Source organism: Halobacillus litoralis (genome assembly GCF_009856445.1).
Taxonomy (GTDB): domain Bacteria; phylum Bacillota; class Bacilli; order Bacillales; family Halobacillaceae; genus Halobacillus; species Halobacillus litoralis.
In genome coordinates this window covers 42628-57340 of sequence record NZ_WMFA01000007.1, presented here as the reverse complement: position 1 = coordinate 57340, position 14713 = coordinate 42628, and the positions used below count along the sequence as shown (strand labels likewise).

The window sequence follows — 14713 nt, the reverse complement described above, 5'->3', positions numbered from 1 at the left end:
CTTTTGGACAGCACTCATCGATAGTCGAGGCATGTTTTTTGAAGCCGCTCAAATGACTCTGGCCCTTACTGCGGTCTCTATTTTAATTGCGATCGTCATCGGGTTAATGTTTGCCTTTATGAAAATATCTAAAATCAAACCGTTGGAATGGCTTGCGAATGTGTACATTTATGTGGTGAGGGGAACCCCGCTGATTGTTCAAATCTTCGTGTTCTATTATGGTTTAACGGAAGTGTGGATGATCAGTGGATTCTGGTCTGTAGCGCTAGGTCTTGCCTTCCACAACGGCGCCTATATTGCAGAGATTTTCCGAGGATCCATCCAATCAATTGGAAAGGGTCAGACAGAAGCTGGTCGGTCACTGGGAATGAGCGGTACTTTAACGATGCGCCGCATCATCCTGCCTCAGGCTTTTAGACGTGCATTGCCTCCGCTTGGGAATCAGTTTATTATTGGTTTGAAAGATTCATCGTTGGCTGCATTCATCGGTGTATCAGAAATATTTGCTGTAGCCACCACTCAAGGAGCCAATACATTCGACTATATGACCTGGTTGCTCGTAAGTGCTGTATGGTATTTGATTCTCGTATTCCTACTGACGCTAGTTGTCAGTGCGATTGAGAAAAAGATGGCTGTGAGTGACTAACAGAGGAGGAAACACAATTGTCAGAGCAAATGATTCGAGTCAATAAATTGAATAAATCGTTTGGGGATCTCCATGTCTTGAAAGATATTGATTTTCATGTAGAAGAAAGTGAAGTGGTTGTACTCATCGGGGCCAGCGGGTCCGGGAAGAGTACAATGCTGCGCTGTTTGAACTTTTTAGAAATGAAGAACAGCGGAGAGCTCTTTATTAAAGGGGAACAAATTGATCCTAAAAAAGATAACTTAAACAAAGTAAGACAACAAGTCGGAATGGTCTTTCAGCATTTTAATCTGTTCCCTCATATGACGGTACTAGGAAATGTTATTGAGGCGCCTACTCAAGTCAAAGGAATTTCTAAAAGTCAGGCGAAAAAAGAAGGCCAGGAACTTCTGGAAAAAGTGGGCCTTGGGGATAAAGCCAATGATTATCCATCAAGGCTTTCTGGTGGTCAGAAACAAAGAGTTGCAATTGCTCGGGCACTTGCGATGAAACCTGAAATCATGCTGTTTGATGAGCCGACATCAGCGCTTGACCCTGAACTTGTCGGAGAAGTTCTCGCCACTATGAAAGACCTCGCGAAAGAAGGAATGACAATGGTCGTGGTCACCCACGAAATGGGATTTGCAAGAGAAGTCGCCGACCGTGTCGTTTATATGCATGATGGAAAAATCGTAGAGTCAGGAGCTCCGAAAGATTTGTTCGAAAATCCGCAGGAAGAAAGAACCCAAGCGTTCCTAAGCTCCATTTTATAAAAACACCCCCCCCAGAGGCTGCCTCTGGGGGGGGTTGTGTTTTGGTCTTATTTAAAAAGTTATTAAAGAAAATGACAGGATTGTGGAAGACTCAGTATCGAGATATTTTCGGGGTTCGTTAAGCTATTGGGCGTCAGGGCTGGCTGTGAAGCTACTCGCTTTCCTGCGGGGATGACGGCAAGCCTCCTCGTGCTTCGCACTGTGGGGTCTTGCCAGCCAATCCATTCCCGCGGGAGTCTCGCAGCTTCCCAACCACCCCATTCGATGTAGGAGTGTAACGAACCCCTTTACCAAGTTTGATGGTCTTCTACTATCCAACTGTTAGGGGGGGAAGCGCTTTGGATTAGGCTTTTCTGTGCTAGGCGAGGTGTTCTTTCATCCATTTCTAATAATCATATGAGCTGTCCTTATCGTAGTGTTTTCGAGAACCTTTTATGATAAAGGGGCGGAGGGGAATGGCGAGACTCCTGCGGGAAAAAAGTGCTTGGTGAGACCCCACAGGACGCAGTCCGAGGAGGCTCACCGCGCTCCCGCGGAAAGCGAGCTATTCCCCGCAGCCCCCAACCACCTAACAAAAGTCTCGAAACTGAGTCTTCAACTAAAGGGAGCTTTAGTGGAGGATGGGTTATTTCTTTTTTAATAGATAAAAGCCAAAAGCGACCAGGGCAAGTGGCCAGAAGCGTTCGATTAATTGGAAAACGCCCTGGATCCATTGAAACCATGTAGGATTTGTAGGAGCGAACATGGCAAACATTCCGATGCCGAGAAATAAAAGGGCAGGAATCAGTCCATTCTTTGTTTTCCTATAATGCAATAGAAAAGCTACCCCGAGAATAATAAGGTACATACCCCAATGATCGCGCCAAAAAGGAACATGATCAACGGCTATGAAATGCAAACCGAAACCAGTTAAAATCACACCAGTGAACAAGGAAGAATGGTCTTTTGTCCAATAACTATGTAATAGGAAGGCGATACCTATGAAAATTACTAGAGTGGGCCATGAGTAAAATGGAGCCAGTATGGGAATATTGAGATGACGAAGGAAATAGTAAACGCCCAGCCCGATGAATAAAAGTCCAATAAGGGAATTTTGTTTATTCAGTGTAATCACATCCTTTCCTATTTTACAAAAATGTCGGATCCTTGCGATAATGCGTAGGTTTTGGTATATTACAAACGGATTATAATTTAAAGTTTTTCTAAATAAATCGTTATTATTTTCTATACCAACTAATTTTATCCTATCATAAGGGATTCAAAATCTGTTCATATTTCGAACGAAAAATCGATCTGATTTTGTGATATACTAATGGATATGTGATAAGTCTTGAACGTTTAATGGGGGTAGATGAAATGCACATTTTAGCTATCGGTCTTAATTACAGAACAGCCCCTGTGGAAATTCGCGAGAAGCTCACATTTTCTGAGGATAAGCTCACAGAAGCTATGCAGCACCTCAACATACAAAAAAGTGTTTTGGAAAATGTGATTATTTCTACATGCAACCGAACGGAAATCTATGCGGTTGTGGATCAAATCCACACAGGCCGTTATTATATCAAACAGTTTCTGGCCGACTGGTTTGACATCGACAAAGAAGAGTTCTCTCCTTTTCTTTCCATTTATGAAACCGACGGAGCGATTGAACACCTGTTGCGCGTCACGGCAGGACTGGATTCTATGGTTCTTGGAGAAACTCAAATTCTCGGTCAAATGAAGCAGGCATTCCTGCAGGCACAGGAAGCAGGGACAACAGGAACGATCTTCAATCAGTTGTTCCGCCAGGCGGTAACGATGGCGAAAAAAGGCCATAAAGAAACGGAAATCGGTGAAAACGCTGTATCTGTCAGCTATGCGGCGGTAGAGCTTGCTAAGAAGATTTTTGGTGATCTTGTACACAAGCATATCGTTATCCTGGGTGCAGGAAAAATGGGAGAATTAGCAGCTAAGAACCTTCACGGCTCTGGTGTGCGGAAAGTTTCGGTCGTCAATCGCACATTGGCTAAAGCTCAAAACGTAGCTGATCAATTCAATGGACAACCGCACACGATGGACGAGCTTGAAGGTGTGTTGGAAGATGCTGATATCGTCATCAGCTCTACAGGTGCCACAGATTATGTCATTACAAAGGAAAAGATGGACCCTATTCATAAAAAACGAAAAGGGAAGCCTCTCTTCTTTGTAGACATTGCTGTTCCAAGAGATTTAGATCCGGCAATGGAAGCTCTGGAAAGTGTATTCTTGTATGACATTGATGATCTGCAGGGAATCGTAGATGCAAATCTTGCTCTTCGTAAACAGGCAGCAAAAGAAATTGAGATTATGATTGAAGCAGAAATTGTAGAGTTTAAGCAGTGGCTGCAGACGATTGGTGTGGTTCCTGTGATTTCCGCTCTTCGCTCAAAAGCTTTGAATATACAGGCAGAAACGATGAAGAGTATTGAAAGAAAGATGCCCGAGCTTACCGATCGCGAACGGAAAGTGCTAAGTAAGCACACAAAGAGTATCATCAATCAAATGTTGAAAGAACCGATCTCTCAAGCGAAGGAAATGGCAGCTCAGCCGGATTCAGAGGAAACCCTGCGTTTATTCACACAAATCTTTGGTATTGAAGAGCAGGTGAAAAAAGAGGCGGAAGAACAAGAAAAAAAGAACAGCGTGAAGGTGAAGAACGATACAGAGGCCAGTGATTCCATCTCCATCATCAGCCCTGTAGCCCATTCATAAGGTGGAAATGAAATGCTTGAATTCAAATGGGTTTACGAACTTATCCTTTTTCTATATGGATTGAGTATCATTGGATACTTCATCGACTTTGTACAAAATAACCGGAAGGCGAATATAACTGCCTTCTGGTTACTTAGTATGGTTTGGGTTTTGCAAACCTTCTTTTTACTCTCGCAGGTTTTTGTCAAAGATGACTTTCCAATTATGACGGTTTATGATGGATTATATTTTTATTCGTGGATTTTAGTGACGTTCTCCCTCATCATTAATCGTCTTTTTAAAGTGGACTTTCTTGTATTCTTCACCAATGTGGTCGGTTTTTTGATTATGATCATCCACATTTCTACGAGAGCACAAAATGTCTTGGAAAACAGGGGAGTGGCTCTTGTTAATGAGCTTCTTGTCATCCATGTCAGTTTAGCGATCATTTCTTATGGGTTCTTTACCTTATCGTTTATCTTTTCTGTCATGTATTTACTGCAGTACCGCTTATTAAAGAAAAAGAAATGGGATGCCAAACTATTTCGTCTTGGTGATTTGACGAAGCTGGATCACTTCTCATATGTTTCCATCATATTAGGGGTCCCACTGCTATTAATCGCCATTATTTTAGGGGTTGTTTGGGGATATGTCTCTACGGCCGTGTTTTACTGGTATGATTCTAAGACACTCGGGTCGTTACTTGTACTAGTCGTCTATGTCGTTTATTTGACGCTGAGAGTCATAAAAGGTTATCAGGGGCGGACGATCGCCATATTCAATGCAGCAGCATTTCTGTTTCTATTGATCAACTTCTTTTTATTTGGTTCATTATCTAACTTTCATTTTTAGTTTCGAGGAGGAAATGTTTTGAGAAAAATTGTCATCGGATCACGCAAGAGTAATTTAGCGATTACACAAACAGAATGGGTAATCGAACAGTTGAAACAGATCGATCCATCCTATGATTTTGAAATCAAACGTATTTCTACGAAAGGGGACCAAATCCTTGACGTGACCCTTTCTAAAGTAGGCGGCAAGGGTCTCTTCATCAAAGAGATTGAACAGGCGATGTATGATGGTGAAATTGATATGGCTGTTCATAGTATGAAGGACATGCCTGCGGTTGTTGCAGAGGGCTTGATGGTGGCGGCTGTTCCGATTCGTGAAGATCATCGGGATGCTTTTGTATCGAATGGCAATGTTGCCCTTAAAGACCTTCCGACTGGAGCAATCGTTGGAACAAGCAGTTTGAGACGTGGGTCCCAAATCAAGGCTGTACGCCCGGACGTTGAAATTAAATGGATCCGCGGAAATATAGACACACGTCTTCGAAAGTGTAAGGAAGAGGATTACGATGCCATTGTTCTCGCAGCTGCAGGCCTAAAACGTATGGGCTGGGATGATGATGTTGTAACCGAATATTTAGAGCCTGACGTCTGTGTGCCGGCTGTTGGACAGGGAGCGCTTGCCATTCAATGCCGCGAAAACGACTCAGAATTACGCGATTTCCTAAAAAAATTGAACCATGAGTACACCGAAACAACGGTTTCTGCTGAACGCAAATTCCTCCATGATTTGAATGGAGGCTGTCAAGTTCCGATTGGTGGTTATGCCTACCGTAAGGGAGAGGAAATTGTCTTGACAGCGCTTGTCGGAACGCCTGATGGAAAGACCATCTTGCATGAAACGGTTTCTGGTACAGATCCAATTGAAGTGGGGAAAGAAGCGGCGGATCGTTTGAAAGCTCAAGGAGCGCAGGAGATCGTGGATCGTGCTAAAGAGGAGTATGACCAATAATGCAGCCATTGCAGGGGAAGCGAATTCTCGTGACGAGAGGACAGTCCCAGGCGCGCTCATTTATTGACAGAATAGAAGCAGAAGGCGGGGGTGTGTATCACACTCCCCTTCTCTCCTTCCAATTGAATGATTCTGAATCTCATCAAGAGGTTTTGAAACGACTTCACGACTATTCCTGGGTGTTTATCACAAGCGCGAATGGCGTGAAGTTTTTTTTCGAGCTTCTTAAAAAGTATAAGGTGGAGGTTCCGCCGTCCCTTAAATTTTCCATCATTGGATCGAAAACTGAGAAACGTTTAAAAGGTTTTGGAATAAAGGCTGACTTTATCCCTTCTAAATACCATGCGTCTTCGATGGGAAAAGAATTCCTTGCCCGCTACCCTCAACCTGGTCCAATTTTGTACATAAGAGGAAATCGTTCAAGAGACGCTCTTCCCCGCATGTTTGATGACAAGGGTGTATTTTTCCATTCCATGACTGTATATGATACGCTACTAGTGGAAGAAAAAAAGACTCAACTCCTTGCGTGGATTCAGGAACGAAAGATTGATGCATTAACCTTTACAAGTCCGTCGACCGTACGCGCCTTTGTCTCTATGGTCGGGGAAAAGGGGCTTGAGATCCCCTGTTTTTGTATCGGTCCGACGACAGCCAAGGAAGCAGAAAAATGGGGGTTTACGAACGTTCACGTCCCGGAACAGTTCACCATCACCCATATGTTAAAACAGATGACTTACTATTTTTCTAACGAAGGGAAAAGATAAATATGAAAGATTTGCAGTTCAAACGCCACCGTCGCTTGCGCCGAACGGATTCCATGAGAGCGCTTGTAAGAGAGACTCATCTTCGTACAGAAGATTTAATCTATCCGATTTTTGTGGTAGAAGGAGAAAACATCAAAAATCCAGTGGGTTCGATGCCAGGCGTCCACCAAGTTTCCCTTGATCATTTGAATGAGGAAATGGATGAGCTTGTACGGCTGGACATTAAGTCTGTGATTGTCTTTGGTGTTCCTGCAGAAAAAGATGACGTAGGAAGTCAAGCCTATCACGAGGAGGGGATTGTGCAGCGTGCGATCGGTCAAATTAAAGAAAACTTTCCTTCTCTAACCGTGGTGGCCGATACTTGTCTATGTCAATATACCGATCATGGCCATTGTGGAATTGTCCGTGACGGGGATATTGCCAACGATGAGTCTTTGACTTACATTACAAAAACAGCGGTGACGCAAGCGAAGGCAGGTGCCGATGTCATTGCCCCATCCAACATGATGGATGGTTTTGTTGCAGCTATTCGTCAGGGGCTTGATGAAGAAGGGTTCAGCCACATTCCGGTGATGTCATACGCGGTTAAGTATGCTTCATCTTTTTATGGCCCATTCCGTGATGCAGCTCACAGTTCTCCTCAATTTGGTGACCGCCGTGCCTACCAGATGGATCCAGCGAACCGCCTGGAAGCATTAAGAGAGGCTGAGTCAGATGTAGAAGAAGGGGCAGACTTTTTGATTGTTAAACCCGCACTTGCTTACCTTGACATCATGCGAGAAGTGAAGGATCGTTTTAACTTGCCACTGGTCGCCTACAATGTCAGTGGTGAATATTCGATGATCAAAGCGGCGGCACAAAATGGCTGGGTCAATGAAGAAGAAATCGTACTTGAAAAACTGACCTCTATGAAACGGGCAGGCGCGGATCTAATTATCACTTATTTCGCTAAAGACGCAGCTCGTTGGTTAAATCAATAAAGAGGACAGAAAGGGTGTCGGAGAATGAAAACATTTGATCGTTCAAAACAAGCCTATACGAAGGCAGTAGAATTAATGCCAGGTGGAGTGAACTCTCCAGTACGTGCATTTAAATCTGTCCAAATGGACCCGATTTTTATGGAAAAGGGGGCAGGTTCAAAACTGTATGACCTTGATGGTAATGAATATATCGATTATGTCTTAAGTTTTGGCCCCTTAATTTTAGGTCATGCCGATGAAAGGGTGACAGAAGCTTTAACCAAAGCCACGGCCAATGGAACAAGCTTCGGTGCCCCTACAGAAATGGAAAACGCATTGGCGTCCCTGGTGAGAGAACGGGTGCCTTCTATTGAGATGCTGCGTATGGTGAATTCAGGCACAGAAGCCACGATGAGCGCCCTTCGTGTGGCTCGTGGATACACTGGCCGAGACAAGATTTTGAAATTTGAAGGGAATTACCATGGCCATGGAGACTCCTTGCTGATCAAAGCAGGCTCTGGTGTAGCGACTCTTGGACTGCCAGACTCTCCTGGAGTTCCGGAATCTATTGCACAAAATACGATTACCGTTCCTTATAATGACTTAGAAAGCGTCCGCTATGTCTTTGAAGAATTCGGAGACGATTTAGCTGCTGTCATTATTGAGCCTGTCTCAGGAAACATGGGAGTCGTTCCGCCAAACGAAGGATTCCTGCAAGAGCTAAGAACATTGACGGAAGACAATGGAACGGTTTTGATCTTTGATGAAGTTATGACTGGTTTCCGAGTTGGGTACCACAGTGCCCAGGGTCACTTTGGTGTGACTCCTGACATGACATGCCTTGGAAAAGTAATTGGAGGCGGCCTCCCTGTAGGAGCTTATGGCGGAAAGCGTGAAATCATGGAACGGGTCGCTCCAGTCGGTGACATCTACCAGGCGGGTACGCTTTCAGGGAACCCGCTGGCCATGACAGCCGGTTATGAGACGATTTCGGCTATGACGGAAGAAGCGTATGCTTCCATCAATAAAAAAGTAGACCGTTTAATTGAGGGTTACGAGCAAGCCGCTGAAAAACACAACATTTCACTGACAGTAAACCGCGCAGGTTCAATGGTCGGTTTCTTCTTCACAAACGAACCCGTTACGAACTTTGAGACAGCCAATCAATCGGATTTGGAAATGTTCACGCGTTATTTCCAGGGAATGATAGAAGAAGGCGTGTATTTGCCACCTTCCCAATTTGAAGGATTGTTTTTATCCGTCAAACATACGGATGACGATATTGAGAAAACGATTCAAGCAGCGGAGAAAGTCTTTTCAGAAATTAAATCGAAGTAAGAAAAGCGCATGGGGTCTCCTCATGCGCTTTCGTTATGTATATTACTCTAACTCCCGCATAAGGTGATAATAGAGAAAAGTGTTTATTACCTTAGGGAGGGGACCGTACTTTGCAAAACAAACAAAATGTATTCTCATTTTACTTAGATGAATCCATATGGTTCAAGGAAGGACAGGGCGTACGCGAGTTAATTGGCATATCACTAGAGCCTGAAATTACTATTGAAGAACTTGGAGATGAGGTCCGGTTGAAAGGAACGGTCGATCTGGCGGGCGAGTACATTCCTACTGGAAGCGGGGATGCCTTGGATGAAAGTCCTCTTGCCGCTTCTGTACGAACCATGGATTCGGTCGAACCATCTGAAGAAGGGGTTCATACGTTCCAGCATTCTTTCCCAGTGGAAATCACTGTTCCTTTGGAAAGAGTATCGAATTTAGAAGACGTGTTGATCGACATCGAAAGTTTTGATTATGAACTTCCGGCCAATCGTCAACTTCGTCTTCATGCTCATGTAAATATTAACGGCCTGGAAGAAAAACAGCAGGAAGCATCGAATGAACCGAAGTTCGATGAATCAGCAACGATCGGCCCTGTCAATTTCCAAGAACAAAGTCCAAATGAATCGACGGTTCTGCCGGAACGTGAAGCACCTATTTTCCGGATTGAGGAGAAAGAGGATGAAAGTGAGCATGAGGACGACGGCCGCTGGTTTTATAAAAAATCACAAAGCTTCCCGGAATTTTTCGGTCATGCGCAGGAAAATAGTCAGTTAAAACCGGAAGAGCCTTCTTATGATAGTGCGAGTTGGGGAGAAGTCAGTATCGAAGAGTCCAGTAGTGTAGAATCCAGCAGTGAAGAGTCCGATCAAGAGAGTGCTCAGGCACCTGGAGGTATGGACGGGATTAAACAAATCTTCAAACACCTCTTCCCGAACAGAGAGGACACCTATACACAAATGAAAATGTATATCGCCCAGGAAGAAGAAACATTATCCTCGATTGCGGAAAAGTATGACGTATCTGTGAAACAATTAGAACGAGTCAACGATTATAAAGACGATGTTTCTCCTGGGCAGATTGTGTATATTCCGAACTAAATCCATTTATATTTGAAAGCGAGATACAAACCGAGGACCAGGCCGAGGAGGAAGATATCGAAAGTAGTCGGGAAGATGATGGTTCTAAGCGCCTGGAAAATAACGATGGGAAGCAAAGATTTTTCAATAACAAACAACCATGTCCTGCACCAAGGAGGCAGACGGTAACGATACAAACGACTCATTAAGGGCACCTCTTTTCATTGGAGGATATAGGCTCCTGGGCAATCGGCTCAGGGGTTTTCGCCTTTTTCTTTGACGTAGTTGACTAAATGCCTCTTTTTTATATACAATATGTAATATAGTCTTTATACGTGAAATGCTTAGATAGGGAAGAGTACATGAACAATTCCTTCAGAGAGGAAAACAGTCGGTGAGAGTTTTCCAGGAACCCTGTTGATGGAAGGTCGCCCTTGATGCAGCTTCTTTGAACTTAGAGTAGAAGAAGCCGGTTAGAAGCCGTTATTTTTTATTTGAGTGTACAGGAAGAATTTCCTGTAAATTAAAGGTGGTACCACGGAAATGAAACCCTTTCGTCCTTTTTTAGGATGAAAGGGTTTTTTTATATTTACAAAGAGAATAAAAGGAGGAAGATCCAATGAATCAACAAGATCTTTCAATGCCCACTAAGTACGATCCGGCAGCTGTTGAAAAGGACCGCTATCAGTACTGGGTGGATGGTAAATTTTTTGAAGCTACAGGAGATAAAAACAAGGAACCTTATACAATCGTCATTCCACCACCGAACGTAACAGGGAAGCTGCACCTCGGCCATGCGTGGGACACGACACTACAGGATATCCTGACACGTGTGAAGCGGATGCAGGGATATGATGTACTCTGGCTCCCGGGCATGGACCATGCGGGGATTGCTACACAGGCAAAAGTAGACGCAAAACTTCGTGAAGAAGGTATTTCGCGTCATGATCTCGGTCGTGAAAAATTCCTCGAAAAATCCTGGGAGTGGAAGCATGAGTATGCGAAATTCATCCGTGCCCAGTGGGAAAAGCTTGGACTTGGACTTGATTATTCACGTGAACGTTTTACACTTGATGACGGTCTGTCTGAAGCTGTTAAAGAAGTGTTTGTCACTCTTTATGAAAAAGGCCTGATTTATCGTGGGGAATACATTATCAACTGGGATCCTGCCACGCAGACAGCTTTGTCAGATATCGAAGTGGAATATAAAGACGTGCAAGGTGCGTTTTACCACATGCGTTACCCTTTGAAAGATGAGGAAGGAACGATTGAGATTGCGACCACGCGTCCGGAGACGATGCTTGGAGATACAGCCATTGCCGTCCATCCTGAAGACGATCGCTACAAGCATCTGATTGGTAAGAAGGCGATTCTGCCGATTGTTGGCCGTGAAATTGAAATCGTTGCTGACGATTATGTTGATATGGAATTTGGTTCAGGGGCTGTTAAAATCACTCCAGCTCACGACCCTAACGACTTTGAAATTGGAAACCGTCACAAGCTGGAACGAATTCTTGTTATGAATGAAGACGGGACGATGAATGAAAATGCAGGCAAGTATAAGGGTATGGATCGCTTTGAGTGTCGTAAGCAAATCGTAAAGGACCTTCAGGAGAATGGTGTCCTTTTTGAAATTGAAGAACACATGCACTCAGTTGGACATTCTGAGCGAAGCGGAGCGGTTGTTGAACCTTATCTTTCTACTCAATGGTTCGTTGACATGAAGCCACTTGCTGATGCGTCCATCGACTTGCAAAAGGGAGACGATCAAGTACAATTTGTTCCTGATCGATTTGAAAAGCCGTATCTTCACTGGATGGAGAACACCAGAGATTGGTGTATTTCGAGACAACTTTGGTGGGGACATCGTATCCCTGCCTGGTACCATAAAGAAACGGGAGAAATTCATGTCGGTAAAGAAGAGCCGAAAGATCCGGAAAACTGGAAGCAGGATGAAGATGTCCTCGATACTTGGTTCTCGTCCGCCCTTTGGTCTTTCTCGACAATGGGATGGCCTGACGAAAATAGTGAGGATTATAAGCGCTACTTCCCGACAAACGTACTCGTTACAGGGTATGACATAATCGGATTCTGGGTAAGCCGTATGATTTTCCAATCTCTAGAGTTCACTAATGAGCGTCCTTTCAATGATGTCCTTATTCATGGTCTAGTTCGTGATGCTGAAGGTCGTAAGATGAGTAAATCTCTAGGTAATGGTGTCGACCCTATGGATGTCATCGATAAATACGGAGCGGATTCTCTTCGTTACTTCTTATCTACTGGTTCATCTCCTGGTCAGGACTTGCGTTTCCATTGGGAGAAAGTAGAGTCAACGTGGAACTTTGCTAATAAGATTTGGAACGCTTCCCGCTTTGCGTTGATGAACATGGGCGACTTGAAATATGAAGACATTGATATCACAGGTGAAAAATCAGTAGCCGATCAATGGATTCTGACTCGTCTCAACCAGACGATTGAGCAAGTGACGACAAACATTGATAAATATGAATTCGGTGAAGCTGGCCGTCATCTTTACAACTTCATTTGGGATGATTTCTGCGATTGGTATATCGAAATGGCGAAGCTTCCGTTATATGGAGAAGATGAAGCGCGTATCCATACGACACGCTCTATCCTCGCCTATACACTAGATCAGACCATGCGCATGCTTCATCCATTCATGCCATTTATCACGGAAGAAATCTGGCAGCACCTCCCTCATGAAGGAGAATCTATTACACAGGCTTCATGGCCGGTAGTAAGAGAAGATTTCCATAATGAAGAAGCGGTCGAGGAAATGAATCGTCTTGTATCCATTATCCGTTCTGTTCGTAATATCCGTTCAGAAGTCGATACACCAATGTCCAAGGAAATCCAGTTGATGATCCAGGCAAAAGACGATACCATCGTCAAAGAGCTTGAGAAGAACCGCGATTATCTAGAAAGGTTCTGTAACCCAAGTGAACTGACGATTGCCACAGACTTGCAGGCCCCTGAAAAAGCGATGTCAGCCGTTATTACTGGAGCTGAACTATACCTTCCATTAGCAGGCTTGATCAACATCGAAGATGAAATCAAACGTCTTGAGAACGAGTGGAAGAAATGGGATCAGGAAGTCACACGTGTTCAAAAGAAACTTTCCAACGAAGGCTTCGTAAGCAAAGCCCCGGAACATGTCGTTGAAGAAGAACGTAAAAAAGAAACAGATTACCTTGATAAACGTGCTAAAGTAGAAGCGCGAATCAAAGAGTTAAAAGCATAAAGAAAGGGGGAGGGTATTCTACGGAGTACTCTCCTTTTTTGAAAAGAGGGAATGGAAATGGAGTATGAAGAAGCAATTGATTGGATTCACTCTAGAGAGAAATTCAAAGTGAAGCCAGGGTTGAAACGAATGGAGTGGATGATGGAGAGGCTTGATCATCCAGAGAAAAAATTCAGGTCTGTCCATATCGCAGGAACGAACGGGAAAGGCTCTACGCTTTCTTTTCTACGTTATATCCTCCAACAGCAGGGAATGTCTGTAGGAACCTTCACTTCTCCTTACATTGAGAAGTTCAATGAACGAATCAGTGTTGATGGTCAAGCCATTCAAGATGAAGATTTAGCTGAATTCGTGCTTAGAGTTAAACCTCTCTCTGAAGAACTAGGGCAGACGCATTTAGGAGAACCAACGGAATTTGAAATCATAACAGCGGTAGCTATGCTTTATTTTTCCGAGACCCCACTTGATCTTGTGTTGATTGAAACAGGCCTGGGAGGACGATTTGACTCTACCAACATCCTAACACCTGTTCTATCCCTCATCACAAATATCGGACATGACCACATGAATGTTCTGGGTTCTACAATAGGAGAAATTGCGGAAGAAAAAGCGGGCATCATCAAACCTGAAATCCCGGTAGTTACTGGTGTGAAGCAGCAGGAAGCTATAGAAGTAATCACTCAGAAAGCAAAGTCCTGTCATTCGAAGGTGTTCAGACTTGGCCATGACTTTAATTTCACTCATCAATCCAGTAGTGATGATGGAGAAATTTTTGTTTTTGATAATGAAACGTTCCATTCTGAAACGTTTGTCAGTCAAATGAAAGGGCCTCACCAGGTAGAAAATGCATCGTTGGCCATTCAGTCTGCTGAAGTATTAAGAGCTCTTGGAATACAAATAGATCGAAATCTTTATGGAAAAGGGGTTGCGTCTACACGGTGGCCCGCAAGGTTTGAGAAAGTGATGGACGCTCCTTTGACCATTATAGATGGCGCCCACAATGAAGAGGGGACGAGCGCTCTTGTAGAAACAGTGAAACGCCATTACGCGGATCAAAGGGTTGTGCTCGTTTATTCTGCATTAGAAGACAAGCCTGTTAAAAAAATGTTGAAACAACTGGAAAGTGTAGTCGACAAAGCTTATATGACAACTTTTGAATTTCCGAGGGCTCTGAAAGGTCATGAGCTGGCTGAATACTCAGATATCGCCGAAACCGTCGCTATTGAAGATTATAAACAAGCCATACAGCAAGCCTCTGAACAAGTGGGAGAAGACGGCATTCTGCTCATTACAGGCTCCTTGTATTTCATTTCTCGAATAAGGGAATATTTTGAAATTAAAGAAAATTCAAGGTAATATGATGATATTCTGAATATTCTTATGGTAAAATGGTCTTATTCTTGTGAG

General features: G+C 43.8%; 13 protein-coding genes and 1 other annotated feature. Of the genes, 11 read left to right on the top strand and 2 right to left on the bottom strand.

The annotated features are described in order from the left end of the window. The first annotated feature begins 31 nt into the window (after positions 1 to 31). On the top strand, positions 32 to 646 hold the full coding sequence (locus GLW00_RS15320) for an amino acid ABC transporter permease (protein WP_160915608.1): 615 nt from the start codon (positions 32 to 34) through the stop codon (positions 644 to 646). Positions 647 to 675: 29 nt separating this feature from the next. Continuing rightward, positions 676 to 1398 carry an amino acid ABC transporter ATP-binding protein gene (locus tag GLW00_RS15315; RefSeq protein ID WP_160915610.1) on the top strand — a complete coding sequence of 241 codons (723 nt, stop codon included), beginning with the start codon at positions 676 to 678 and terminating at the stop codon, positions 1396 to 1398. A 625-nt stretch (positions 1399 to 2023) separates the two neighbouring features. Here the strand turns inward: GLW00_RS15315 and GLW00_RS15310 are convergent. Further along, positions 2024 to 2512, bottom strand: coding sequence for a LiaI-LiaF-like domain-containing protein (locus GLW00_RS15310; protein ID WP_335808488.1), 489 nt, complete (start codon positions 2510 to 2512; stop codon positions 2024 to 2026). A gap of 242 nt (positions 2513 to 2754) precedes the next feature. Here GLW00_RS15310 and hemA point away from each other — a divergent pair, with 242 nt between their 5' ends. The 7 genes from hemA (at position 2755) to spoVID (ending at position 10065) form a co-directional block, all read left to right on the top strand. Continuing rightward, positions 2755 to 4128, top strand: coding sequence for a glutamyl-tRNA reductase (gene hemA, locus GLW00_RS15305; protein WP_160915496.1), 1374 nt, complete (start codon positions 2755 to 2757; stop codon positions 4126 to 4128). 12 nt (positions 4129 to 4140) lie between these two features. Further along, positions 4141 to 4959, top strand: a complete 819-nt coding sequence (locus GLW00_RS15300; protein WP_160915494.1) for a cytochrome c biogenesis protein — start codon at positions 4141 to 4143, stop codon at positions 4957 to 4959. A gap of 18 nt (positions 4960 to 4977) precedes the next feature. Further along, on the top strand, positions 4978 to 5907 hold the full coding sequence (gene hemC, locus GLW00_RS15295; RefSeq protein ID WP_160915492.1) for a hydroxymethylbilane synthase: 930 nt from the start codon (positions 4978 to 4980) through the stop codon (positions 5905 to 5907). Next, positions 5907 to 6671, top strand: coding sequence for a uroporphyrinogen-III synthase (locus GLW00_RS15290; protein WP_160915490.1), 765 nt, complete (start codon positions 5907 to 5909; stop codon positions 6669 to 6671). The genes hemC and GLW00_RS15290 overlap by 1 nt, the downstream gene beginning before the upstream one ends. Positions 6672 to 6673: 2 nt before the next feature. After that, entirely contained in the window at positions 6674 to 7651 is a 978-nt protein-coding gene (hemB, locus tag GLW00_RS15285; RefSeq protein WP_160915489.1) for a porphobilinogen synthase, read from the top strand. A gap of 24 nt (positions 7652 to 7675) precedes the next feature. After that, positions 7676 to 8968 carry a glutamate-1-semialdehyde 2,1-aminomutase gene (gene hemL / locus GLW00_RS15280; protein ID WP_160915488.1) on the top strand — a complete coding sequence of 431 codons (1293 nt, stop codon included), beginning with the start codon at positions 7676 to 7678 and terminating at the stop codon, positions 8966 to 8968. 110 nt (positions 8969 to 9078) lie between these two features. Beyond that, on the top strand, positions 9079 to 10065 hold the full coding sequence (gene spoVID, locus GLW00_RS15275; protein ID WP_160915487.1) for a stage VI sporulation protein D: 987 nt from the start codon (positions 9079 to 9081) through the stop codon (positions 10063 to 10065). On the opposite strand, the gene GLW00_RS15270 is transcribed toward spoVID, so the two are convergent. Continuing rightward, on the bottom strand, positions 10062 to 10250 hold the full coding sequence (locus GLW00_RS15270; RefSeq protein ID WP_089652686.1) for a YszA family small membrane protein: 189 nt from the start codon (positions 10248 to 10250) through the stop codon (positions 10062 to 10064). The two genes, spoVID and GLW00_RS15270, sit on opposite strands and share 4 nt — an antisense overlap. A 130-nt stretch (positions 10251 to 10380) precedes the next feature. Then, positions 10381 to 10609, top strand: a binding site (T-box leader). Positions 10610 to 10663: 54 nt separating this feature from the next. Between GLW00_RS15270 and GLW00_RS15265 the strand changes: the two genes are divergently transcribed. Both GLW00_RS15265 and GLW00_RS15260 read left to right on the top strand, forming a co-directional pair. Next, the gene (locus tag GLW00_RS15265; protein ID WP_160915486.1) at positions 10664 to 13306 is read left to right on the top strand and encodes a valine--tRNA ligase; all 2643 of its coding nucleotides are present in this window, start codon (positions 10664 to 10666) and stop codon (positions 13304 to 13306) included. A 51-nt stretch (positions 13307 to 13357) separates the two neighbouring features. Then, positions 13358 to 14662: a bifunctional folylpolyglutamate synthase/dihydrofolate synthase gene (locus GLW00_RS15260; protein WP_160915485.1), complete on the top strand. Its 1305-nt coding sequence runs from the start codon at positions 13358 to 13360 to the stop codon at positions 14660 to 14662. Positions 14663 to 14713 lie beyond the last annotated feature (51 nt).